The organism is Streptomyces alboniger, from assembly GCF_008704395.1.
In the GTDB taxonomy this organism is placed as follows: Bacteria; Actinomycetota; Actinomycetes; order Streptomycetales; family Streptomycetaceae; genus Streptomyces; species Streptomyces alboniger.
The window spans coordinates 131994-154874 of the sequence record NZ_CP023695.1 but is presented as its reverse complement, the minus strand read 5'-3'; the positions used below and the strand labels follow the sequence as shown (position 1 = coordinate 154874).

The following is a 22881-nucleotide window of genomic DNA, read 5'->3' as shown; positions in this document are numbered from 1 at the left end:
TACCGGTCCAGGCGCCGCAGCAGGCCTCGGCTGCGACATCGACCTCATGGAACCGCCTGCATACGCGGTACAGGCGTCCCCTCCCGAATCGCCTCACCGGACCTCAGCCACAAACTGGCTGAGGCCAGCAGGTGTTTCCGGAGAAGCAGTTCTACTATCCCATTTCATGACGACTCCCGAGTGCTACACATGCAGCAAGGAAGCAGAGTTCGACGACCTACCACCACGCGAGTGCGTGGTATGTGACCAGCACTGGCGAGTGGCCCATGCCCTCAACACCGCAGTGCCCGGCTGGCTGGTTCTGCTGCCTCGACGCCACGTCGCCGCAGTTCATGACCTCACCGACGCTGAGGCCTCCGCCCTAGGAATGTGGCAGGTCAAGCTCTCCCGGGCTCTCCGGAGCATCACTGGTTGCACCAAGACCTACGTCGTCCAATTCGCCGAAGCCGAAGGCTTCACGCACGTGCACTTCCACATCGTTCCGCGCATGGCAGATCTGCAACCGGAGCATCGTGGGCCGGGCATCTTCGAGCTGCTTCGGCGACCAGAGCAGGAGCAGGTAACGGCTGACCAGGCAGACCAAATAGCCCACTCTCTCCGAGCACAACTTCATGGGCACCCGAACGCTCAGCAACCAGGTCACGGAACCTGGCCCTACCGCTGATCTGGGGGTGCCGACTGGTGGATCACGGTGAGAGCAGGAGGCGGCGCCGCAGGAGGTCGCAGTTGGCCCGGCCGCACATCTGTCTCTTCGGTAGTTCGATGCGGGTGACGTTGCCCTCGACCGCTCCGGAGCTGGGGGTGTTGTTCAAGGCCGCGAGAACGGCTGCTGCCCGTTCGCGACGGATGCCGCCGGCCAGAGTACGGAGTTCTTGCTGTCCGTCCAGGCAGCCGTCGCCAGACGCGGGGCGTAGTCGGTGGTTGTGGCCAGTGCGGGGCTACGTTCGCACAACTCGGTGAGCTTCCACCTCGACGACTCTCGCCGTGGTGGTCGACCCCGCCATCAGAGCGCCGGTGCGCGCAGCCGGGGGAGTGGGCCCGGCCCTGGTAGCGGCCGGCCGCGCCCGTGGCGCTGGGGCTCCGTTCCACCTCACCTCAGCCACTCAGTGCTGTCCTTGACTTGGATACTGTTGTTCGGGATCTGGACCGCGCTGCTGTGGGGAGCGTGCCAGATGGGCGTGTCAGCACGTTCCGACACCGACACACGGCATCAGGCTCGCTGCCCAACAGGGGCCCGAATGTTCGCCCGTCCGAACAACAGTGGGGACGCCTACGTTCAGTCGCTTGTCCAGGGGCAGCGGACATGCCAAGATCACCGCTGACTGCAAGGACTCACAGAGCTGGAGCCAGGTCCGGGTGATATCGGCGGCATGTCCGAGTCTTTACATGTCTTCAGAGGGATCTTCCTATGGACTTCGACGTCCAAAATCATGCGCGCACGCGCGCCCTGCGTTCCGACGGCCATGTGCGGAGCGGCCCGTTCGTGGTGCGCTATGACCAGAACTGGCCGAGCCTCTTCGCCAACTATGCGATCCCGGATGACGGGGCCGCACCGACCGCGAGCGATATCAGCGCCCTCATGCCCTCATCAGCACGTTTCGCACGCTCGATCGGGTGCCGCGTCTGGAATACCTGCCCACCTGCGCGCCACAGGTCGAACCAACCCTGCTCGCGGCGGGGTTCACGGCCGAGAACCGCGCCGCGGTCATGGCCTGCTCAGCTGAAACACTCATCACCCCCAGAGCGGCGGCCGACGTCCAGATCACAGAGCCGACCGACGACGCCGGGCTCCTTGCCGTCGCGGTAGTGCAGCATGCCGGATACGGACAGCCGGGTGAGCCGACAAAGGGTGAGACCGCCTGGCTGCGCGACACCATCTCGGGCGGCGGTGTGGTCGCTCTGGCCAGCTCCGGCGACGGCACCGCGGTCGGCGCGGGCGCCTGCTCATCGCCGGTGGACGGCTTGAGCGAGTTGGCCGGCCTCGCGGTCGCCGAGAGCTCCCGGCGGCGCGGTATCGGCGCGATGCTCTCCGCCTACCTGACCGCTGCAGTCCTGGAGCGAGGCTGCCGGAATAGTGTGGCTGGAGCCGGGCGATCCGGGTATCGAAAGGATCTACTCCCGGATCGGCTACCGAACCGTCGGCGAGAAGCTCAATATTTCCCTGCGATAGGCCAGCGGGGGCGGGCGCAAGGATATTGCGACCGCCCCGCGGTTTAGTCAACCCGCATCCGCGGCCGCCGTTATCTGTGCGGCGCGGGCGCGGGTGGCGGCCAGCCGGTAGGAGTCGGTGCCGGTCTCGATGATGTTGCCGCCGGATGTCAGTCGGTCCACGATGGCCGCGCAGAGCCGTGGATCCGTAAGGTCTTGGGCCGAGGTGCCGCAAGACCCGCGCGATACGGCTCAGGCTTGATTGCTTGAAGCCCAAATCCCAGCGGCGCGAGAGACACCCGTCGAAACGACGCCTGAAGTCGACGTCACGCCATGCTTTGGTCGCGGTTGGAGGCTGAGGCAACCTCCATGGCGTAGAGCTCCTCCCAGCGAGGCGGCCAGGGGAATGAGTGGGCGGCGCAAGTCGCGCTCGATACGTACAGCGAAGATGTACCACTGGATCGCCTAGGGGGCGCGAGCCCTATGGCGACGGAGAGCCCGTAGTAGTCGCAGGAGTAACGACCTGCCAAGGAGGCCGATGAATCCGGTCGCAGGGCAAAGGGCCCAGGTGATTGAGCCTCCGGGAACGCGGCAGGAAGAACCTGGCGCTGGAAGGACCGTATCGGCAGCAGTTCAACCCGCAGTTGTCCCTGATGGCTTACGGGCGTATCTACGCCAACAAGGGTGCGATGACGCCTGGGGCCGCAGTGGAAATCGTGGACGGTATGTCCCTGGAGAAGATCGACATGATCATCGGCAGACTACGTACCGGAACCTATCGGTGGACTCCGGTTCGGCGGACCTACATCCCCAAGACGAACGGGAGGAAGAGGGCGCTCAGCACGAACTGACCCATGCGCTGCGCCACTCCGCGTGCGCCGCCCAAGCGCGCTGCCCAGTCCGACGGCGAGCCGGGCCCGGGCCCGACTCCGGGATTCCGGTCGGTCTCCTGGATGTACTTGCCCACCTTGACCGCCGTCTCCAACGTCTCGTCGCCGTAGGCGAGGTCGGTGACGAGGGTGGCGGCCCAACCCTCGGGCGAGGCGTTCCAGCTGGGCGCCCGCACATGCAGGGCGAGAGCGAGAGCGCTGCGTACGAACCCCTCCCGCGCCGCGGTCCCCACCGGCGGGTGGCGCGGCAGATCGGGACCCAGCATCGCCGTCCGCGGGATCCCGCCGCAGCTCCCGAGCCGCGTCACGGGGCGGCCCTCAGGACCCCGTAGGCCACCCAGTCGAGGCGCTCAGGAGAAGCGTTGGCCCAAGGCCAGGATGCCCTGCTCGGCAGAGTTGTTCCAGACGTAAGCGGCACGAAACGCGGCACCGCCTCTGACGGAACGACGCGCGCCACTATGGTGGGCCGATGCCATCGATCAAGCAGTTCCAAGTCACCTTCGACTGCGCGGAACCCGAGCGCGTCGCCCGCTTCTGGTGCGAGGCGTTGGGGTACGTCGTACCGCCGCCGCCGGCGGGGTTCGCTTCCTGGGACGAGTTCGACCGCTCGCTCCCGGCGGAGCGTCGGGGTTCGGCATTCGCGTGCGTCGACCCCTCGGGGGTCGGGCCGCGACTGTTCTTCCAGCGTGTCCCCGAAGGCAAGGTCGTCAAGAACCGGGTGCATCTCGATGTGCGGGCCGGCGCCGGGCTCGTGGGTGAAGAGCGTCTTGCCGTATTGGAGGCCGAGTGCGCACGGCTGGTCGCGCTCGGCGCGGTGCGCGTGCGACTGCTGCCTGCCGACGGCGTCGAGGAGTCCTGCATCGTGATGCAGGACGTGGAGGGCAACGAGTTCTGCCTCGACTGAGGGCCCGCGGCCGCGTCCCGGCGGCCGAGTGGCGGCCGATGGGCGCTACGCCCGGTGGCGTAGGTCGGACAGGAACCTCCCGTTCCCACCCATCGCCCAGTTCTTGGGGTCTACGCTGGCCCGCGACGGGGACGACTCGGCGGGGGAGCGGGAGCGGCCATGGCTGATCAGGATGCCCCTTCGCTCGTACGGATCGAGACGGTCGAGACCGATGGGCACGGCTCGCGTCAGATCAGCACCAGGACGCGCCGCTCGGCCCCGCTCGCCGAGCGGGCCGACGAGGTGCGGGAGGCCATTCAGCAGGCGACGGTCCTAGCCCAGGACTCTCTGGCCGAGGTGCCCGAGCGGCACGGCTGGTCGGTGAGCAGCGTGCAGGTCACCTTCGGCCTGACGCTCGCCGCCGAGGCGGGCGTCATCCTCTCGAAGGCCTCGGCGGAGGCGTCTCTCGAGGTGACACTCACGGTCGAACGGGCCGACGGCGCGCCGTGAACGCGGAGTCGTGCGCGGACGCGTACTGGGTGCGGATTCACGAGGGTGAGTCGCATCTGGGTGCCGGGTTCCTGCTCACGCGGAGCTTCGTCCTGACCGCGCTGCACGTCGTGTCGGGAGCCTCCGGCGACGACGTTCGCCTGGATCTGCACCTTCCGGACGGAAAGCGGGTCCCGGGACGACTGTGCGACCGGATCGAGGAGTCGGACCTCGCGCTCGTCGCTGTCCTCGACGCCCACGCGTACGACCTCCCGCCCGCCCCGCCCACCGACCGTCCGCGACGGGGCGTGGCTCGGCACCTACCGGCCGCCGGATACGAAGACCGCGCTGAGCGGGCGGGTCACCCACGCGCCGATCACTCATCGCAGCGACGCGCACGGTGAGTTCACGGGGCTACAGATGACCGTCGACCAGTTGGTGCACGACTTCGGGGGCTACTCCGGAAGCCCGGTCCACGCCGTCCCCGCCGACGCGGAACCGGGCGAGTGGCCCGTCGTGGGCATCCTCATGGAGCAGGAGCTCAGCCGCGCGGACGGCTCCCGGGACACGAACGTGGTGTTCGCGGCATCCGTACAGCACGCGGCCGAGCGGTTCCCGTACTTCGACATCGCTCATCTGCGCGAGGTGGCGGCCGGGAAGCCCATGCTCGTGCCCGGCCCGAGACCCCCGGCCGAGCCGCACCCGAACCCACCGGCCGTGGACATCGACGGGTACTTGAAGAAGGTCCGGCAGTTGCTCGAGGACGGCCTCATCACGCCGGAGGAAGCCGCGCGGAGCCGTGAGAGGGCGTCTCGTGTGCTGGACGCCCAGTGGCTGGGCGGGGCTTCGGATGACTGAGCACACCACCCCGGGGTGGGAGCAGTGGATCGCCGACGCCGAGCGGGCGGTGCGGGGCGAGCCCGGATCGCTGGACGCGCTGCGGGCCCGCCTCACGACGCTCGCCGACGACCGGACGCTTCTGCGCACCCCCGACGACGCACAGCAATTCGCCTATCTGGTCACGCTGTTGCGCGAGCTGGACCTGGCCGACGAGCTAGCCGCGGCGCTGGACGTGGCCGCGGAGTGGATCGACGCGTCACGCGTCGAGCGGCAATACCGGTGCGTGGTGCACAACCGGCTCGCCGCGGCCCTCATCGACGAGGGAGGCGCCTGCCTCGACCACGCCCTGACCGCGTTGGAGTCGGCGCTGGACGCCGCGGACACCCCGGTCGAGAAGGCGCACACCCACACGAACCTCTCCTTGTGCGCCGCCGAGCAGGGCAGGTGGCGGGCCGCCGAGTCGCACGCCCGGCAGGGGAACGAACTGGGCCGCTCGCTACCGGAGTCCGGGCCCCGCCTCGACACGCTCCTGCGCACCACCTCCGTTCTCTTCCTGGCCGCGGGCCGCGCAGAGGACGACGACCGCGTCCGGCAACTGGCCCACGACCTCGAAGAGCTGTGCCTCCAGCAGATGAACCGCCTGGGGGACGACCATCCCCGGTCCCTCCAGGCCCTGGTCCTGATGGCCTCGGCCCGCCACGAAACCGCAGCGCTGGACGGCGACGTGACCGGCATGGAACGGCTCATCGACGTCCTCGCGGTGGCGGCCCAGCGGGCGTCGACCACACTGGGGCTTCGGCATCCGCAGGCCAAAGCGGTGCGCAAGGCCCTCGCGCACACGCAGGAGACTACGGACCGGGCCCGCTCGGCCCGGGATCGCTCGGACCGGGCCCGCGCCGCCCTGGCCACCACGCCACGTCCTTCCGCCCCGGAGCGCCACGCGAGTTTCGATCTCGTCCTCGAACGCCTCGTCCACGGCATCGAAGGCGCGACGCCCGAGCGGACACTCGCCGACCCGCGCGTCGTGCAGATCGCCGGCGACGAGACAGCGGCGCTGCACCGCAGGGCCGCCGACGTGGACGCGGAGTCGCGGCCACAGGACTACCAGGGGCGAACTGTGCCCGAGACATACAGCTGGGGGCCGCTCGCGCCGGGCCGGCCCGGTCGGGTGCTGTGGTTCCTGCTGCTCCCCTTCATGCTCGTGAACCTCGCCCACTGGATGCGCCCACCCGCCCGTGGTCACCGGCGCACCATCAGACTGCACGCCGTGCTGGTCAGACTTGCGGCGCTCAGCCTGACCGTCATGGTGGTGACGGCTGCGTGCGCACTCTCCATGGATCTCGTCGCCTGGCAGTGCGCGGGCCGGGCCGCATGCACGCGTGAGCAGAGCTTCTGGCTGGGTTTCCTCTCGGCGGAGTCCGGCTGGTGGGGGCAGCCGGGCCGCCGTCTCGCCGTGGCATCGCTGCTGCCGTGCGCGTTCATCGGCCTGCTGTGGCGGTTGTCCCGGCAGACATGGAACGCGTACGAGTCCCAGGACTTGCTGCCTCATCAAAGCGCCCCCGAGGAGGATGGGGAGCTTCGGCCTGCGCTCTCGATGCCGGGATTCTGGTACGGCAGGCGCCTTCTGGCCCGGCTCAACTCGACGCACACCGCCGCCGGGCTGTGCACCGTCGCCGTACTGCTCGTCGCGGCGCCGAGCAGCTACGACCGGCAGGCCGGCGGACCGGCAGCCCTGGACGTGTGCGGCTGGCTGCTGAGCGTACTCATCGCCTGCCTCGGGCTGACCGCGGTGTGGACAATCTGTCGTCGGGGCCGCTCTGAGAATCGGATCGACCGCCGACTGGACCGAGCGTTCACCCGAGCCGTCTCCAGCGGCTCGGCCGCCCTCGTCGTGCTCTGCCTCCCGTACGCCATGTGGTCCCGACCCGGATGGAGGTCGGCGGGACCGCTGCCGGGCACGGAAGTCATCTACAGCGGACTGCTGTTGGTGCAAGGCGCGATGGTGGTGGCGCTCGCCGTAGCCGGGACGGTGCTGTTCCGCAGGGCTTCCGCCCCGCGCATCCTGTTGCGGGGCCTCGCCCCGGCGACCGCCGTGACGCTCGCCTTCTCGCTCTACAACATGATGGCCGCCGGTGCCGTGCAGGGGCTCGCGGACTGGCTCGGCAACCACGGCGAGCCGGGCACGACACGCGGCGCCATCGCCGGGCCCCCTCCCGCGATGACCTGGCAGGTGTCCGCCATCCCCGTGCTGCTCATCGTGCTGTTGGCTCTCGTCGGCGTGACGCACATCCAACTCCGAAGAAACGAAAGGCGGTTGCGCGTCTTCGCACAGGGCGATTATCCGGGCGATTCCTACGACATGCTGCGCGCGCGCCGGATCGCCGCCGCCCGTGCGCGTGCCTGTATCACCGACTCGATCCCCATGATGTTGAGCGCCGTCGCCACGGCCGTCCTGCTGCTGAGTGCGGCCACCCTGGCGGGCGCCTTCGTCACGGGCGCCCCGCCGGGCGACTCCGGGACGGGACTGCCGCAGTTCCTGGGGGAGTTGGGCCAGGCGCTGAAGGGGATCGGGTCCTGGCTGATCGCCCTCGGAGTCGTCGTCTTCCTCAACTCCGGCCGCCGGGCCTCCCGTGCGCCCACGTCCCACGGGCTGCTGGGCATCGTGTGGGGCCTTGGCGCTTTCTGGCCCTGCGCCGCCCATCCGTTCGCGCGGCTCAGCTACTCGGAGCGGGCCGTACCCGATCTCACCTGGCGGATGTCGACGTGGTGCCGGACGACGGGCGGCCGGGTCCTGGTGTCGGCCCACTCCCAGGGCAGCGTGCTCGCGGCCGCCGCCATCTGGCAGCTCTCCCCGTCCGTACGCCGCCGAGTGCGGCTGCTCACCTACGGCTCACCTCTGGAGCGCCTCTACGGACGGCTGTTCCCGGCATTCTTCGGGCACCGGGAGCTGCGGGCCCTGCACCGAGACGTGCACAGCTGGCGCAACCTGTGGCGGGCTACCGATCCCATCGGCGGCCCGGTGTTCCCCGCAGGAGCGGGCGAAGGCCCCGAAGTCGACGTCCAGTTGCGGGACCCCATCGCCTTCGGCCGGAGCGAAGAACGCCCACTGCCCACGCCGATCCGCGGGAACGCCGCCTACAGCGCCGACCCCGCGTTCGCCCAGGAACACCAGCGGATGACGGCGTCGGCGTTCCCCGCGCGGGGCGCCCCCGCGCCCCGCCGATCGCTCGACCACGCGTAACGCGGTCGGGAGCCGCACGCTGTCTTCATGGAAGCTGTGCTGCCGCAGCCGATTCTCGGAGCCAAAATTAGGAACTTACGGCCAAAGTTTAGTTAATATCTCTATTTCAAGACATTTGATCACTCTGGAGAGTGCGGTGGGTGCCCTTCCTGGCTAGGCTGATGATTTGTCAGCCGGAGAACTTCTCCAGCTGGGCACCATGGAAGGCGTACCTCATGCGCACCACGCGCACCACCCTCGTTCCGCGAACGGTCCTGATCGCCGCGATCGCCGCGGCCGGCCTGGCCTTCACTCCCACCCTGGCTTCTGCGACGGCCCGGGCCGAGACGGGCAGCACCCGTACGGCCACCAGCCTCGGCATTCTCGGACTGCCCGGAGCGAACGGCGTCAACGGCGTGGGGAGCAACGGCGGTGTCGGCGGCCTCGGCGGTACCGGTGGCGCGGCCGGAGCCAACGGCAACGGCGGCACCGGAGGCGCCGGCGGCAACGGCGACGGCAGTGCGAGCACCGGAGGCGCCGGCGGCGCGGGCGGTGCGGGCGGCGCCAACGGCAACGGCGGCGCAGGCGGTTTCGGCGGGGCGGCCAAGCTCGGTGGCACCGGCGGCAAGGGCGGCGTAGGCGGCGTGGGCGATGCCGGTACAGGGATCGCCGGCGGCAAGGGCGGTAACGGCGGTGCCTCCATCGTCGGTGGCGGCCACAAGGGCGGAGCCGGTGGCGTCGGCGGCGCCGCGAGCCCGGTGTGCCCCGGTAAGCCCGGCGGCAACGGAACCGCGGCCACGTTCAATGCCGATGGCACCACCGGTGCTACCGGCGCGGCCGGCAAGTCCACCCTCCCCTGCTGATCGGTCGGTCAGGTGAGGTGATAGGCCTGCGGCCCGGTGACTTCCGGGCCGAGGCGTGATGAACGGTGCAGGCAAGCGCTCGGCCGGGAGACTCCGGCCGGGCGCTCTGTCGTTGTCGGGAGGAGCGGCATGGTCGTGCGGTGGTGAGTGGGCGGCCGCCGCCGGTTGTCGGCGACCGGCGGCGGCCGCGCGACGCGAGGGTGATGGCTCCCCTCCACTGCTCCCCGCGCCGGTTGCCCTCCCTGCTGCCTTCGCCGGAGCACGCGGGAGCCGCTCCAGGCACGGGCGGGGAGGACGGAATGCCGGGACCCTCTGGGTTCGCTGCGAAGGATCAGAGAGCTCCGGCGGTCTTGAGCCGTGCTGTCCCGTACGCAGCCCAGGGTTTGGGAGCCGCGAGGCACGGCCACCGTGCGGCGTCCTCAGCACGGGCACCGGCCTCTAGGACAGACCTTAGGCGTCGCGAGGCGGTACTGCTACAGGGCGTACGCGTTGGACCGGTGCAAGGCCAGCGCACTGACGCACGCTTGAGCACGGGGAGTCCGGCTCACTCTGGTCGCGGCCCTGCAACAGAACCCCCGCTCGGTGGCGACGGCACGGCGCCGTCGGCCAAGCTCCTGTCCGGCGCTCTTAGCTTGTCCTACCGTTTTGGCTCGGGCCTACGCCGGTCCCACCTGGCCAGAGGCGGCTTTCTCCAGTACGGCTGCGATCGCGGCGCGGTCCACGAGGGCGGTGGCTGACGCATCTGCGTGGCGGGCGGCTTCGACGAGGTCTACGAGTTCGCCGCGCCAGTGGACGAGGTCTTCAAGACCATGGCTTCCGTTCGTATCCTGGCAGTCCATCTTGCTGGACGATGTGGATTCACCCGCGAGTGGTCTCTGCCGGGTGGGAGCGGCGAAGGCGAGGAAGGGCTCGGGCTTGTATTCGTAGCGCCGGTGCAAGCGGCGGAATCCGCCCAGCCGGCTCACAGTCCGTTCGACCGCCCGCCGGTGCCGTCCCGGGCGGGCCGAGGACTGGATGCCTCTGCGGGCAATGCGCGGCACGATATGGCGAGTTCGGAGCCATTGACGCAGGTGGTCGTAGTCGCAGCCCTTGTCCGCATGGAGCTTGGCCCACACCCGAGTCCGGCTCCACGCGGTGAAACGCCGGTACACCGTCAACTACGACGGACCGAACGCCTCGGGAATCTGCCCACGCCACCACCGGCACCACCCACTGGAACAACTCCCACAGCCCGTCCGGGACAAGACGCTCCAAGACCGCCACGACCTAGGGGTACCAACAACACACCAGGCCGGCCGCCGCTCCGCATGCCGACATGCCCCCTCCAAGTGTCAGAGCGAATTCCAACTGCTAAATGTCGATGAACTCTGCTTTTTATAGACCGTGCTGCACGCCCCGCTCCAATCCGTCTCCCAGGGGGCTCTTCCAATGCAGCCGGGCTTTTCGGGCACCGGCATCGTGACCTGAATTGATCTAGACGCGAAATCGTGAGGGCGTAGATTCTTGATGTACGCACGACTCCCTTGGGTGTAAGGAGATTTCATGCGTTTAAAGCAAGTTGGTGCCACTCTGGTGGGTGCCGCCGCGGTCACCATGCTCGCCGCAGGCCCCGCCCTCGCCGCTACCACCACCTTCGAAGTCTCCTCCGGCCTGGGTACACACTCGGCCCGGGGTAGCTTCACCTGGCTCAATCGCTCCGTTCAGGTCCAAGGAGAGGTGAAGAACATCGGCGGCGCGGGAACGCAAGTAGGATTCGAAGCGTGGGTGGGCGGCATGCTGGTCGATTCCCAGAACCGCCCCACTCAGGGGAAGTTCGCAGTCAATGAGACCGTGCCTTACAACTTCACCCTCGATGGTTCGGCATATCCGGGGGGTATTACAAAGGTCGGAGTCTGGCTCTACAACGCTCATACTGCCTCGTGGTCAGGCCCCACAGAGTATTTCCGGCCGTAATTGCACATCGCCACGGCGGATCCCATTGGCCCTCAGACGTCACAGACGCCGGGGGCCAATGGTCATGGAACGTCAAGCGCGCGGCGGGCGGGGCGGGCGTCCTAGTCATGAGGGTCATCCCCGCTGAGGCGGGGACCCGGTGCCGTGCCATGTCGTCGTGCGCATCGGGAACATCCCCGCATGCACGGGGAGCACGCGCCATTTCCGGCGACCCCATCACCATGGCATCCGGCCCCAGAGTTGGCGCTGCACCCCCGGCAGCCACGAAGCCTTCAGTCGGTATCTGGCGTTCCGGACCGCGCGGCCCTGACCTTGCCCATCACGCTCAGGCTCAGCGTCTGTCGACCACCTTGGCCAGGTGCGTTCCCGGGGCGTCCAGACGGCGCGTAGTGCTGGGTCGGGGGCGATGCGTGACAGGCAGGGGGCGAAGTCGTGCTCGCCTTCGGTGGCGCGGGTCCAGATGTAGGAGCTGACGGTGAGGCGTCCGCGGTTGTCGCTGACGGGTTTTCGATGGCTTGCGAGGAGCGGGGTGCCCGCCCGACTTGGTCTGGCAGATCGGGGCAGGCAGTGACCACGGCGAGCTGCGCGCTGCCCGGCCGCCGACAGCGCGGAGAGCGGAGAACAGACCTCTACGGGCGATGTCCATCAGGGCCACCGCCCGTGAGGTGGCCGTCCGGCGGCGGAGTCAAGCAGATGCCCCGAGCGCAACCGGAGGGCTGGCCCGCCGTTCGCGGCTCGGCCCGGCGGTGTCCGCGGCCGTCGTGGTCGGCCTGCTGGACAGCGCTCTCGTGAAGCACCACTCGCGCGCGTCCACAACTATGTGATGGCCCGTCATCTGGCTTGTGCGGCGCGCTGGTCCGCGGTCCCGGTCGGTGTTCATGAGTGACTGACAGTCGCCAAGCGCCGTGCTGCCAGTGTGGGGTTGTGTGGGGTGGGGCGGAGCAAACGATCACTCCTAAAGTGAGGAGACTTCCGGGCAGTTGGCCCATGCCGGCCTCCGGAGGTGTTCTCTATCCGCTCCAAGTCCCCGAGGTGAAGGTCGAGATGAGACCGCCCATAAAGATACTGCTGGCTGCGGCCGCCCTCACGGTGCCCCTGGTGGTGCCGCTGTCGGCGACTGCGGAGAGCCCGGACCCGTCCGGCTCCGGGGAGGTCCCGGAGACTTCCTACGCGGTGCCGGGCCTTGCGGAGCCGGTCTCCATGACGGTCGACAAGTGGGGGGTGCCCCACATATCCGCGTCCACCACCGGCGACCTCTTCCAGGCACAGGGGTTCAACGCCGCGCGGGACCGGCTCTTCCAGATGGACACCTGGCGCCGGAGCGGGCTCGGTGAGCTGAGCGAGGTGCTCGGCAAGAACTATGTGGAGCAGGACCGGGCCGCGCGGCTGTTCCTCTACCGCGGGGACATGGACAAGGAGTGGGCGAGCTACGGCCCGGAGGCCAAGGAGATCGCGACCCGCTTCGCGGCCGGCGTCAACGCCTACGTCGACTGGCTGGAGAAGAACCCGGACGCCGTGCCGGAGGAGTTCCGCAAGCTCGGCTACAAGCCCGCGCGCTGGAAGCCCGAGGACCTGGTGCGGATCCGCACCCACGGCCTCGTCAGCAACCTCACCAACGAGGTCACCCGGGCGAAGCTCATGTGTCTCGGCGGGCCGGACGCGAGCAAGTACCTGGCGAAGCTCGAGCCGAAGCACAAGCCCAAGGTGCCCGACGGCCTCGACCTGTGCTCGCTCCCGGACGATGTCCTGGCCACATACCAGCTGGCCACGACCCCGGTGACCTTCAACAACGGCAAGATGGAGAAGAAGCCCGAGGAGGTCCCGGCGCTGCGCGAGGGGATGGGCGGCAGCAACGCTTGGGCGGTGTCGCCGCGGCGCACCTCCACCGGCAGGCCCATCCTCGCGGGTGACCCGCACCGGGCGAACACCTCGGCGCCCTCGAACCGCTACATCACCCACCTCTCCGCCCCCGGCCTGAACATCATCGGCGCGGGTGAGCCGTGGAACCCCGGGGTCAGCATGGGGCACAACGGGAAGATCTCGTTCGGCCTGACCAACCTGGCCGCCGACCAGTCGGACCTCTACGTGTACGACCTCAAGCCGGGGGACCCCACCAAGTACCGCTACGGCGGCCGCTGGGTATCGATGAATACCGCTGACGAAGACATCCCGGTGGCCGGGGAGGGCGCGCGGAAGTCGTCGCTCTCCTTCACCAGGCACGGCCCGGTCGTCAAGGTGGACGAGGCGAAGAACAAGGCGTACGCGGTGCGCACGGTCTGGACGCAGCCGGGCACCTCGGCCTATCTCGGCAGCCTCAGGTTCCAGAAGGCCGGGGACCTCGATGCCTTCTCCAAGGCCGTACGGCACTGGAAGGCCCCGGGATCCAACCTCGTGTACGCGGACAAGAAGGGCGACATCGGGTGGGTGCCCGGCGCGCTCTCGCCCAAGCGCGTGGGCAAGGGCTACGACGGGCTGCTTCCGGTGCCCGGCGACGGACGCTATGAGTGGGCCGGCTTCAGGAACAGCGCCGAGTTCCCCGTCACGCGCAACCCGAAGTCGGGTTTTGTCAGCTCCGCCAATGAGTACAACTTCCCCGGCGACGAGGAAGCGCTCGGATACGAGTGGTCGGAGCACTACCGCAAGGACCGGATCGACGAGGTGCTGTCGAAGCAGTCGGGTACCTCCGTCAAGGACACCATGGATCTTCAGAACGACGTGAAGTCGCTCGCGGTCTCCGAGATCCTGCCGTATCTGAAGGACCTTGAGTCCTCCGACCCGACGACGAAGAAGGCGCTGGACCTGCTGCGCGGCTACGACGGCGTCGCGAGCAAGGACTCCGCGGGAGCGGTCCTCTTCGAGACCTGGATCACCAACGTGCTCTACCCCGCGTGGGCGCAGACGCTGCTGCCGAAGGAGGCCGCGCAGTACCTGACCCAGGGCAAGCTCATGCAGGACTTCCGCGTCGTGACCGACTCCTTCGCCGAGCCCGAGGAGTGGTTCGGCAAGGAGGGCGCCCAGGCCCGGGACAAGCTGATCCTCGACACCCTGCCGAAGGCGTACGACGAGGTGAGCGGGCACCTCGGCGCCGATCCGGCCAAGTGGCGCTGGGGCTCGGCGCAGATCCATGTGTTCATGCGCCCGCTCGGCGGCCCGTACGTAGGTGGCGCCCAGGCGGACGGCACCTACCACACGGTCCGCATGTCAATGTACCTCCCGAACCGCTTCCCGAGGATCCAGATCGCGGGGCCGACCTTCAAGATGGCCCTCGACGTCGGCTCCTGGGACGACTCGCGCGTCATCAACGCGCCGGGCCAGTCCGGGGACGAACGCAGCCCGCACTACGCCGACCTCGCGGCGAAGTGGAACGCGGGCGAGTACTTCCCGCTGCTCTACAGCAAGGAAGCGATCGCGGAGAACGCGGAAACAAGGATCACGCTCAACCCGGCGTGAGCGACCGGCACCACGGGCGCCGGCGGCCGCGACAGCGCGGCGGCCGGCTGCCCCGAGGGACCGTCCCCGCAGGACGGTCTCTCGGGGCGGGGAATCTCTTGCTGGGCCTGGGCCTGGGCCCGACCGCCGGGTGTCGCTGTTCATCTCGGTGGTGATGGGCACGGTGACGGTCATCCCGGCCTGGCGTCGCTCCAGCAGGCTGCTGCCATTCGGTGCTGTTCGCCGCGTACTTGGTGCCGGCGGTCACCCCTGAGCAGCTGTGGCTCTCGCCTCGGAGGGTCTGGCGCCCAGCCCCGGGATCAGCACGGCCGCCACTGCCAGGTGCATCAGGGCCAGGGTGATCCGGGTAGCGCCGTCCATGCCGTCACCGATGAACGGTAGGAAGGACACGGCCAGTACGGCGCCGGCCGCCCCATGCCAGATGGCGCGGGCGCGCCGCGCCCTGAACTGTTCCAGGGCGGCCACCAGTCCCCAGCCGCAGAGCGAGGCGAGCAGTGCGAGGACCGCCACGGGCACGGCGCCGATGTCGAGCCTCTGCTCGCCGTCGGCTATCCGCAGCCGATGTCCCAGCAGGGGGTCCGCGACCAGCCACACCAGGACGGGGGCCAGGACGGCCAGGGCCGTAACCCCCAGGCGCCCTCTCCGCGCGCTCACTTGGCGTCCCCCGAGAGCGCCCCGTGCAGGAAGACCTCCACCAGTTCCCGCGGGGTCAGGTCGGGCTCGTCCTCCGTGCGAGGCTGGGTGAAGAGCAGCCCGAAGAAGAGGGCCGCGATCTGCTCCGGCGGCCGGCGCAGGTGGGCCTTGTCGGGCTCCAGCAGCTCCGCGAGGGCGGCGCGGATGCGGGTCGTCGACTCGTCACGGCCCGCCCCGCGCACTGTGCCGGGGTGCTTGCCGCCGTGATGCCCCAGCGAGCCGATGATGGTGCCCATCCTGGCCATATGCGCTTGCAGCGCCTCGGCCGCCTCCGCAAGCCGGTCGGGCAGCGGCTGGGATACGTCGATCGCGTCGAGTTCGCGGACCGCGTGCTCGGGGGAGAGCGCCTCGGCAATGCAGGCCTGTAGCAGTTCGTCCTTGTCGGCGAAGACCCGGAAGATCGTGCCCTCGCCGATGCCGGCAGCGCGGGCGATCTTCGCGGTCGTCACCGCGGCCCCGAATTCGGCGATCAGGGGGATCGCGGTCTGGATGATCATTGCGCGCCGCTCCTGCGGTGACATGCCGGGGGCGCGGCGGCGGCCGGTCTGGTTCTCCTTGGGTGCTGTCATGACTGCGAGAGTACGGAGTGAGTGCTCACTCCGTCAATGAGTGAGCACTCACTCCGATCCTTTCTTGCCGGTGTGATTACGGCTGATCGGGACGGTCGGGCCAGGTGATGCCGGAGACCAGCGCACGGAACGCCGTGCGGTAGGTGGTGGGGCTGGTGCCGGTGGCGCGCTGGAAGTGGTGGCGCAGGTTGGCGGGTGTGCCAAGACCGCTGCGGGCCGCGATGCGTTCCACCGGGTCGTCGGTGCGCTCCAGGAGCCGCTGGGCGTGCTGGATCCGCATACGAAGCAGGTACTGGAGCGGGGTGAGTCCCGTCTCGGCGCGGAAACGGCGGGTCAGGCTGCGGACGCCGAGCTGTGCCCGGCCCGCGATGTCGTTGAGGGTGAGCGGGTGGTGGAGGTTGGCCTCCATCCACCGCGTCACCGGTTCGAGGCTGCCGCCGGGCGGGGTGATGGCGTTGTACGCGGCCTCGGCAGCGCCACCTTGGCAGGCTCGCGGCGCGGGCTTGGCGGGGGCACCTGGATCCGCTCGCGAGCCGACCTCCGCGGGGGCATCTTCAGCGGGCCCCGACGCGCCCTTCGTGAGGGCACCTTGGGCGGACCCCGAACCCGCCTCGGGCGCAGCCCCGTCGGCGTCTTCCACCTCTGCGTGCAGGTGCAGGAAGAGCTGCCGTTCCGTTTCGATGGCGACCGGCTCGCCGTGGTCCAGGGTGATCAGGTGCAGGAACAGATCGATGCCTCCGAGTACCCCGGCCGCGCTGTGGAAGGGGCCGTCGGACACCGCGGCCCCCTCGGGGTCCACGACGATACGCGGGTGCAGTCGCGCCAGTTCGCTCGTGTGACGCCGACTGGTGGCTGCCCGGCGCCCGTCGAGGAGACCGGTGGCCGCGAGCGTGAACGTGCCGGTGCCGACGGCGCCGATGCGGGCTCCGCGCGCCGCCGCGGCCCGCAGGGCCTCACCTACGCCGGGCGGCGGCGCGGCCCGGAAGCCCGCATGCCCCAGCAGCAGCACCGTATCGGCGTCTTCGAGCCCCTCCATGCCCCAGGGCGCCTCGATGCCGAAGGGAGCGGGTCCGCCCGTGCTGGAGAACCCCGGCCCCGTGCAGACCCGCACCTCGTACGCGACCGGGTGGTGGTGCCTGGCCGCCGTGGCGAAGGCCAGTCCAGGGGCGGTGAGCTGGTGCCCCGGAACCCCGTCGAGGGCGAGGACGGCGATCACTGACATGTCCAGAATTTAGCCCAGGGTGACATCGCAGCCGCTGTTTGCGGGGGCCGCAGGCGAAGGATGATCGCAGAGCGGCGGGACGAAGGCGGACAGCAGCCTCGCCCACGCACACCTCCGTCACCCTTGTCGCGAAAGGCCAGTTCATGCACGCCACGGACACCGCTCCCGCCCCCGGGACCTCTTCTTCCGGCCTTGCCGGCCCCACCCGGCGCGCCGCGCGCCGACTGCTCGCCCGGGGCGCTGCGGCGCTCGGCGCGACCGCGCTCCTCGGCGTCTCAGTGATGAGCGGCAGCGCGAGCGCCATCGTCAATGGCGAGGACGCCACGCAGCACTACTCGTTCATGGCGACGGTGCCGGTCAAGGAGTACGGCGCGCAGTGCGGGGCGACACTGATCGACCCCCGGTGGGTCCTGACGGCCGCGCACTGCGTCAACCCCGAGCTGGCCACGCTGACCGGCACGATCCGCGTCGGGAGCGACCACCGTACGACTGGCGGATCCGTCCGCAGCATCGACAAGATCGTCACCGCGCCCGGCTATGTGCAGGACATGACGGGAACGACGTACAACAAGAACGACCTCGCGCTGATACGCCTGGAGCGCCCCGTCTCCCAGAAGCCCGTCCGCATCGCCGACAAGGCGGGTCCTGTCGGCACACCCACCCGCATCCTTGGCTACGGCACGGTCGTCGAGGCGCCCTCGCTGGAGGACGCGAAGTTCCCCGACCGCCTCCAGCAACTGGACACGCGCAGGGGCGCGGCCAGCGAGTGCGCCCCCGGCTGGGCTGGCAGGACGCGGCTGTGCACCGTCAGCCAGAAGCCGAGGGCCATGGCGTGCAACGGCGACTCCGGCGGCCCGCAGCTCCAGCGCGCGAAGAACGGCCGCTGGGAGCTGATCGGCGCCACGTCCGGTCCTGGCAGCCTCCGCGAAGGCTGCGGGACGGGGCCGGGCCTCTACTCCAACGTGCCCGCGTTCAAGAGCTGGATCCTCAAGACGATCCACAAGGGCGGCTGACCAGCTACTCACGCAGCCGACGGACGCTCCTGTGGGCGGGGGCCGGCCGGCGGACCGCGCGAGCAGCTGACACTGGCCGGCGGATCGCGCGAGGGCGCTGATACCGGCCGGCGGACCACGGGGGCGGCTGACGCCGGCCGGCTCACGCGGATGATTGGATTCCCGGTATGCCAGTGATCGCCGTCCTCGCCCTCGACGGGGCCCCGGGCCATCACCTCACCACGCCCGGCCTGGTCCTCGCTACCGCCTGCCGCGAGCACCCCGGCGTGTCCTACGAGGTCAGGCTCTGCGCGGCGCCCGGGTTCCGGGCGACCGGGGGCCCGGGTCCGGCGCTCGCCCTGCGTCCGCCGTACGGTCTCGAAGGCACCGAGAACGCCGACGTCGTAGTAATTCCAGGGCACGACGGTCCCCGCGCCGCACAGCCCCCCGAGGGCGTTCTGGCCGCGCTGCGTGCTGTGGTGGCCCGACAGGGCCGCGTCGCCGCCGTGGGCACCGGTACGTTCACGCTCGCGGCCACCGGCCTCCTGGACGGACGCCGGGCCACGACCGGCTGGCGGCACGTGGAGGAACTGGCCGCGCTCTACCCCCATATCGATGTCGACCCCGCCGGTACGGTCCTTGAGGACGGGCCGTTCTGCACGGCGGCCGGAGTCTTCGGGGGGATGGACGTCTGTCTGCGGCTGCTGGCCCGCGACTACGGCCGCCAGGTCGCCGGACAAACCTCACGGGAACTGATCACGCCGCTGCACGCGGACGCGGACAGCGTCCAGGAGGCCATCGACCGGGAAGTCGCCGAGAGCACGGGACTCGAACCCACCCTGCGGTGGATCGACGCACACCTCCACCTCCCTCTCACGCTCGGCGAGATCGCCGCCCACGCGCGCACGAGCACCAGCGGCGTGACGCGCCGCTTCCGCGCCCACACCGGTCTCAGCCCGCTCCAGTACGTGCTGCGTACGCGCCTGCACGAGGCGATGCGGCTGCTGCGCGAGACGGACACCCCCGTCGAGGCCATCGCACACGCGACGGGATTCACCTCGCCCACCGCCCTGCGCCACCACTTGCGCGCCCTCACCGGCACCACCCCCCGCGCCTACCGCCGCGCCCACGCCCCGGCGGGCGGCCCACCCGCGCGCGGGCCGTCCAAGCCGCCGCGCCAGTAACGGGACCCGGCGCCTGGTGCGCTGCGTAATTGCGGGCGTTGGGCCGTGGCGGAGAGCCCCTGTAGCTGTGACCGTCATGCAGCTGTGCCGTCAGAGCGCTGGGCGGATCCGGGACCGCCCCATGCCACGGATCTCACCAGTACTGGACCATCACCTCGGTGAGGAGGGCGACCCCCACCCCGAGGATGCCGAAACCCAGAAGCTTGGGCCAGCGGCCGCCCGCTCGAACCTGCGCTTCCAAGACCGGCGAGTCGCAGCCCCCGAAGTCCGCCTCCCCGAACAGGGACCACCGGCCAGGTCCTGCCCGGCCGAGGCCCGTGGATGTCAGTGCTGCGGTCCATACTCGTGTCGCGGTGCCACCCGGCACCGCAGGACGAGGGGAGCAACATGGCTGAGGTGCTGGTCTTCCACCATGGATACGGGTTGACCGCCGGCATTCGCGGTTTCGCCGAGCAGTTGCGACGGGCCGGACACACCGTCCACGCTCCAGATCTGTACGAAGGGAAGGTATTCGACAGCCTCAAGGAGGGCGCCGCCTATGCGGAGAGCGTCGGGTTCGGCACGATCACCGCGCGCGGAGCCGTCGCCGCCGAGGGGCTGCCTGCGGAACTCATCTATGTGGGCTTCTCGCTCGGCGTCCTGCCGGCGCAGAAGCTGGCCCAGACTCGCCCTGGAGCAAAGGGTGCCCTGTTGCTTGAGGCGTGCGTCCCGGCCTCGGAGTTCGGCGCGGCCTGGCCCCAAGACGTCCCAGTTCAGATCCACGGCATGGACGCAGATCCGTTCTTCGCGGGGGAGGGTGATGCGGACGCCGCCCGCACGGTCGTCGAGACGGTGACGGATGCGGAGTTGTTCCTCTACCCCGGCGACAGGCACCTGTTCACCGACAGCAGCCTTCCGTCCTACGACGAACAGGCCGCGATGCAGGTCAACGATCGGGTGCTCGGCTTCCTCGACCGCATTAAGTAGGGAGTCAACGACCTGAGCTGACGCCGCGTCTCGGGTAAGGACCGTTAGAGCGCTCGGGCCTTATGCTGCCGGGATGACCGCGCAGCCGCCCCCTCCGCTGACCCTCGAAACCGCCAGGGACCTTCAGCGCTTGCTCCGAACCGAGATCGGGCCGGGCCTCAGCGAGCGGGAACTCGACGCGGTTGAGGCACGGTTCGGCTTCACCTTCTCGCCGGACCACAGGGTCTTCCTCGCCGCCGGGCTCCCACACGGGTCACGAAGCTGGCCGGACTGGCGCAACGGCGACGCCGAGGACCTGGCCGAGTGGCTCTCCCAACCGGTCGAGGGTGTGCTCTTTGACGTCGAGCACAACGGCTTCTGGCACCCCGCCTGGAGCCCGAGGCCCGCGGGGACATCTGACGCGCTGGAGATCGCACGGTCCGAATTGGCGACCGTACCGCAACTGATCCCCATCTACAGCCACCGCTACCTGCCTGGCACAGCAGACGAATGCGGGCACCCTGTGTTGTCCGTCCACCAGACCGACATCATCCTCTACGGGAACGACCTCTCCGACTACGTACGACACGAGTTCACCGGCCGGGCGAGCAGTCTCCTGGCCCGCGCAACTGTCGGTTTCTGGTCGTACTTCGTCAACGGCGGTCCCGGCATCGACGTCACCGCGCCCACGCCCCACACCCCTTACGCCGTCAGCGCTCAGGAGGCGACCGAGTACCTGCGAATGCTGGCCCTGGAGCGCCTGATCGGTCGACAGCACCGCCCGCACCAGCTGATCGAAGCAGGGCTTACGGCACTGGTTCTCGGCGTCGAGACGGAGTCGCTTCCGCTGCTCGCCGGCCTGTCACGCCCCGAGCACGAGAGCGCCGCTGCGCTCTTCGACCAGGTACTGGCCGAACTCGGTCTGCCCGCGGGTCTTCCCGGCGACGACACCGGTATCCCCTGGGAGGCGGCACGCTGGGAGCTGGTGCGCTGGTGGCTCCGGCTGATCGTGAACGGGAGTCTGGCCCCCGGAGCCGGTGGTGACGTGATCACATACGAGGGCTGGGGCGCATTGGCCCGGCCCCAGTCTCTTCAGCCGCTTGTCGACGAGGTCGATGCGTACAACGAATGGAACGCGAGCCAGCGAGGAACACGCGGGCAAGCGATCGTCACGGAGGCCGAACGGCTGCTCGCCGGTCCCTGGCCCCCGCTTTGATGACCCGGCGGTGGCACCGCAACCGTCCTGGCAGGTGGGTTTCTGTTCAGGCAGAGGAGCGGGGTCCCGTGAGGGCGGGCGCCGGCCGCTCGGGTTCGTCATCACGCCCGGCCAGTAGGGGGCGGGGGACGCATCGCAGACGGCAATCTGTCAGCCGTAACGCGCCCTGTACCAGGCCACCTGCTCGGCACTCATCGATGATGAGATGGCATACACATCACCGATACGTGCGCCGCCACGCCGACGTTCGCCCCTCTCAGGAGACCGCCACACCCTGACGGACACCTGCGAGGCAGGTTGCCAGTGCAGAGTGTGGGTCGGAGCGTTGGAATCCGGGACGTCCTCCATGCGTACGCCGCGCCTGGCCAGCAGCCGCTCCAGTTTGCCGAATTGAAGGTGACGGTCGAAGCGGCCGTACCGCGCACGAATCGCCCTGTGGACAGTGCTGCCGCCCCAAGAAAGCCTATGCACGTGCAGGGTGAAGTGGTGGCCCACCCATGGATGGTCCCGTGATTCCCGGCCCCAGAAGAACTCGACCATTCCGTAGTCGCGCCACATGCTCTGGTCGTCAAGGGAGTTCTCGGCACAGTCGGAGCCCAGGATCGCGGTGACCTGCTCAGGACTGTCCGTCGGCTTGGCACCAAGGACCGTTCCGGACGCGATCACATCCATGTAGAACGCGAGGGAATGCGGTGTCAACTGATCTTTCCTTGAGGAGCTGAGGAGGCCGACAGAGGCCGTGTCAGCATAGGTGACCACGACGCCATGGAGATCCATGGGACAGGCCCTAGCCTTTGGGATCTCGCACATGGAGGGAGAGAGGGCCTGCCACCGGACGGCCCGTGCCGGACCCGGCAGGCTCGCTGCTCAGTCTGTTCCTAGGGCCCCGGGTGCACCTGGCTGAGAATCAGCCGCCGCTACGCAGTCCGGCCTCCTGCGCGTCGAGCAGCTCGTCCCAGTGATTCCGTGTCCACTCACAGGCCGCGTCCAGCGGACCCAGCAGCCCCCGCCCCAGCAGGGTGAGTGCGTACTCGACGCGGCGCTCGGTGCCCTCGTACTCCTCCCGCACGACGAAGCCGTCCCGCTCCAGCCTGCGCAGAGACAGCGTCAGTGACTTGGCCGTGATACCGCGCAGCGGGACCTTCAGCTCGGAGAAGCGTCGCGGACCGTCCTGTAGGCAGCGCAGGATCAGCGTCGCCCACTTGTCGCCCACGCGGAACGGCACCAGCGCCGACGGACAGACCGGGTCGAACATCTCAGGATCCAAAGAGGCCCGTTCGGCCTGCGGCGTCGTCATGATCTACAAGGTAAGGCGGTATCCGAT

At 69.3% G+C, this 22881-nt stretch carries 21 protein-coding genes and 2 pseudogenes; 14 read left to right on the top strand and 9 right to left on the bottom strand.

Going from position 1 to position 22881, the window contains the following annotated elements; genetic code table 11:
* Positions 1–46: 46 nt before the first annotated feature.
* On the top strand, positions 47–664 hold the full coding sequence (locus CP975_RS00590) for an HIT family protein (protein WP_342788010.1): 618 nt from the start codon (positions 47–49) through the stop codon (positions 662–664).
* Between the two features lie 22 nt (positions 665–686).
* Here CP975_RS00590 and CP975_RS36180 read toward each other — a convergent pair whose 3' ends face one another.
* Complete coding sequence (locus CP975_RS36180) at positions 687–812, bottom strand: hypothetical protein (RefSeq protein ID WP_281292814.1); 126 nt, start codon at positions 810–812, stop codon at positions 687–689.
* A gap of 802 nt (positions 813–1614) precedes the next feature.
* On the opposite strand from CP975_RS36180, the gene CP975_RS00585 reads away from it, so the two are divergent.
* A complete protein-coding gene (locus CP975_RS00585; RefSeq protein WP_342787888.1) occupies positions 1615–2217 on the top strand; it encodes a GNAT family N-acetyltransferase in 603 nt (200 codons plus the stop codon).
* Here the strand turns inward: CP975_RS00585 and CP975_RS00580 are convergent.
* Positions 2218–2361: pseudogene (locus CP975_RS00580) on the bottom strand (IS21-like element helper ATPase IstB); the annotation flags it as partial. It lies immediately after the preceding gene.
* A gap of 589 nt (positions 2362–2950) precedes the next feature.
* The gene (locus CP975_RS00570) at positions 2951–3346 is read right to left on the bottom strand and encodes a hypothetical protein (protein ID WP_055531852.1); all 396 of its coding nucleotides are present in this window, start codon (positions 3344–3346) and stop codon (positions 2951–2953) included.
* A 161-nt stretch (positions 3347–3507) separates the two neighbouring features.
* Here CP975_RS00570 and CP975_RS00565 point away from each other — a divergent pair, with 161 nt between their 5' ends.
* From CP975_RS00565 to CP975_RS35325, 6 genes are all read left to right on the top strand, one after another.
* Positions 3508–3942, top strand: a complete 435-nt coding sequence (locus CP975_RS00565) for a VOC family protein (RefSeq protein ID WP_055531854.1) — start codon at positions 3508–3510, stop codon at positions 3940–3942.
* A gap of 159 nt (positions 3943–4101) precedes the next feature.
* Positions 4102–4431, top strand: a complete 330-nt coding sequence (locus tag CP975_RS00560; RefSeq protein WP_150476445.1) for a CU044_2847 family protein — start codon at positions 4102–4104, stop codon at positions 4429–4431.
* The gene (locus CP975_RS00555) at positions 4428–4814 is read left to right on the top strand and encodes a S1 family peptidase (protein ID WP_167532650.1); all 387 of its coding nucleotides are present in this window, start codon (positions 4428–4430) and stop codon (positions 4812–4814) included. Before CP975_RS00560 ends, CP975_RS00555 begins: the two co-directional genes overlap by 4 nt.
* 16 nt (positions 4815–4830) lie before the next feature.
* On the top strand, positions 4831–5268 hold the full coding sequence (locus CP975_RS00550) for a hypothetical protein (RefSeq protein WP_150476443.1): 438 nt from the start codon (positions 4831–4833) through the stop codon (positions 5266–5268).
* Positions 5261–8491, top strand: coding sequence for a hypothetical protein (locus tag CP975_RS00545; RefSeq protein WP_246201359.1), 3231 nt, complete (start codon positions 5261–5263; stop codon positions 8489–8491). The genes CP975_RS00550 and CP975_RS00545 overlap by 8 nt, the downstream gene beginning before the upstream one ends.
* Before the next feature lie 215 nt (positions 8492–8706).
* On the top strand, positions 8707–9333 hold the full coding sequence (locus CP975_RS35325; RefSeq protein WP_055528361.1) for a hypothetical protein: 627 nt from the start codon (positions 8707–8709) through the stop codon (positions 9331–9333).
* Between the two features lie 887 nt (positions 9334–10220).
* On the opposite strand, the pseudogene CP975_RS36495 reads toward CP975_RS35325, so the two are convergent.
* Positions 10221–10457, bottom strand: a pseudogene (locus tag CP975_RS36495) (IS5/IS1182 family transposase); the annotation flags it as partial.
* Between the two features lie 418 nt (positions 10458–10875).
* Between CP975_RS36495 and CP975_RS00530 the strand changes: the two are divergent.
* Together CP975_RS00530 and CP975_RS00525 are read left to right on the top strand one after the other, a co-directional pair.
* Complete coding sequence (locus CP975_RS00530) at positions 10876–11286, top strand: hypothetical protein (RefSeq protein WP_150476442.1); 411 nt, start codon at positions 10876–10878, stop codon at positions 11284–11286.
* 1044 nt (positions 11287–12330) lie between these two features.
* Complete coding sequence (locus CP975_RS00525; protein ID WP_055528373.1) at positions 12331–14736, top strand: penicillin acylase family protein; 2406 nt, start codon at positions 12331–12333, stop codon at positions 14734–14736.
* A 243-nt stretch (positions 14737–14979) separates the two neighbouring features.
* On the opposite strand, the gene CP975_RS00520 is transcribed toward CP975_RS00525, so the two are convergent.
* The 3 genes from CP975_RS00520 to CP975_RS35585 form a co-directional block, all read right to left on the bottom strand.
* Positions 14980–15390: a DUF6069 family protein gene (locus CP975_RS00520; RefSeq protein ID WP_070321158.1), complete on the bottom strand. Its 411-nt coding sequence runs from the start codon at positions 15388–15390 to the stop codon at positions 14980–14982.
* On the bottom strand, positions 15387–15998 hold the full coding sequence (locus tag CP975_RS00515) for a TetR/AcrR family transcriptional regulator (RefSeq protein ID WP_055528362.1): 612 nt from the start codon (positions 15996–15998) through the stop codon (positions 15387–15389). The genes CP975_RS00520 and CP975_RS00515 overlap by 4 nt, the downstream gene beginning before the upstream one ends.
* A gap of 76 nt (positions 15999–16074) precedes the next feature.
* Entirely contained in the window at positions 16075–17220 is a 1146-nt protein-coding gene (locus CP975_RS35585) for a GlxA family transcriptional regulator (RefSeq protein ID WP_246201358.1), read from the bottom strand.
* 143 nt (positions 17221–17363) lie between these two features.
* Here CP975_RS35585 and CP975_RS00500 point away from each other — a divergent pair, with 143 nt between their 5' ends.
* The 4 genes from CP975_RS00500 (at position 17364) to CP975_RS00485 (ending at position 21557) form a co-directional block, all read left to right on the top strand.
* The gene (locus CP975_RS00500) at positions 17364–18233 is read left to right on the top strand and encodes a S1 family peptidase (protein ID WP_055528364.1); all 870 of its coding nucleotides are present in this window, start codon (positions 17364–17366) and stop codon (positions 18231–18233) included.
* 167 nt (positions 18234–18400) lie between these two features.
* Positions 18401–19396: a GlxA family transcriptional regulator gene (locus CP975_RS00495; RefSeq protein WP_070321159.1), complete on the top strand. Its 996-nt coding sequence runs from the start codon at positions 18401–18403 to the stop codon at positions 19394–19396.
* Positions 19397–19783: 387 nt separating this feature from the next.
* Positions 19784–20362, top strand: a complete 579-nt coding sequence (locus CP975_RS00490; protein ID WP_055528376.1) for a dienelactone hydrolase family protein — start codon at positions 19784–19786, stop codon at positions 20360–20362.
* 73 nt (positions 20363–20435) lie between these two features.
* Entirely contained in the window at positions 20436–21557 is a 1122-nt protein-coding gene (locus CP975_RS00485) for an SMI1/KNR4 family protein (protein WP_150476441.1), read from the top strand.
* Positions 21558–21707: 150 nt separating this feature from the next.
* Here CP975_RS00485 and CP975_RS00480 read toward each other — a convergent pair whose 3' ends face one another.
* Together CP975_RS00480 and CP975_RS00475 are read right to left on the bottom strand one after the other, a co-directional pair.
* Complete coding sequence (locus CP975_RS00480; protein WP_342787886.1) at positions 21708–22334, bottom strand: hypothetical protein; 627 nt, start codon at positions 22332–22334, stop codon at positions 21708–21710.
* 130 nt (positions 22335–22464) lie between these two features.
* The gene (locus tag CP975_RS00475; protein WP_199782903.1) at positions 22465–22854 is read right to left on the bottom strand and encodes a winged helix-turn-helix transcriptional regulator; all 390 of its coding nucleotides are present in this window, start codon (positions 22852–22854) and stop codon (positions 22465–22467) included.
* Positions 22855–22881: the final 27 nt, after the last annotated feature.

Bases quoted from the DNA above. Each gene is read 5' to 3' on its own strand.
- CP975_RS00590 (WP_342788010.1), top strand. From the start codon at position 47: ATGGAACCGCCTGCATACGCGGTACAGGCGTCCCCTCCCGAATCGCCT.
- CP975_RS00565 (WP_055531854.1), top strand. From the start codon at position 3,508: ATGCCATCGATCAAGCAGTTCCAAGTCACCTTCGACTGCGCGGAACCC.
- CP975_RS00560 (WP_150476445.1), top strand. From the start codon at position 4,102: ATGGCTGATCAGGATGCCCCTTCGCTCGTACGGATCGAGACGGTCGAG.
- CP975_RS00550 (WP_150476443.1), top strand. From the start codon at position 4,831: ATGACCGTCGACCAGTTGGTGCACGACTTCGGGGGCTACTCCGGAAGC.
- CP975_RS00545 (WP_246201359.1), top strand. From the start codon at position 5,261: ATGACTGAGCACACCACCCCGGGGTGGGAGCAGTGGATCGCCGACGCC.
- CP975_RS35325 (WP_055528361.1), top strand. From the start codon at position 8,707: ATGCGCACCACGCGCACCACCCTCGTTCCGCGAACGGTCCTGATCGCC.
- CP975_RS00530 (WP_150476442.1), top strand. From the start codon at position 10,876: ATGCGTTTAAAGCAAGTTGGTGCCACTCTGGTGGGTGCCGCCGCGGTC.
- CP975_RS00525 (WP_055528373.1), top strand. From the start codon at position 12,331: ATGAGACCGCCCATAAAGATACTGCTGGCTGCGGCCGCCCTCACGGTG.
- CP975_RS00515 (WP_055528362.1), bottom strand. From the start codon at position 15,998: ATGACAGCACCCAAGGAGAACCAGACCGGCCGCCGCCGCGCCCCCGGC.
- CP975_RS35585 (WP_246201358.1), bottom strand. From the start codon at position 17,220: ATGTCAGTGATCGCCGTCCTCGCCCTCGACGGGGTTCCGGGGCACCAG.
- CP975_RS00500 (WP_055528364.1), top strand. From the start codon at position 17,364: ATGCACGCCACGGACACCGCTCCCGCCCCCGGGACCTCTTCTTCCGGC.
- CP975_RS00495 (WP_070321159.1), top strand. From the start codon at position 18,401: ATGCCAGTGATCGCCGTCCTCGCCCTCGACGGGGCCCCGGGCCATCAC.
- CP975_RS00490 (WP_055528376.1), top strand. From the start codon at position 19,784: ATGGCTGAGGTGCTGGTCTTCCACCATGGATACGGGTTGACCGCCGGC.
- CP975_RS00485 (WP_150476441.1), top strand. From the start codon at position 20,436: ATGACCGCGCAGCCGCCCCCTCCGCTGACCCTCGAAACCGCCAGGGAC.
- CP975_RS00480 (WP_342787886.1), bottom strand. From the start codon at position 22,334: ATGGATCTCCATGGCGTCGTGGTCACCTATGCTGACACGGCCTCTGTC.
- CP975_RS00475 (WP_199782903.1), bottom strand. From the start codon at position 22,854: ATGACGACGCCGCAGGCCGAACGGGCCTCTTTGGATCCTGAGATGTTC.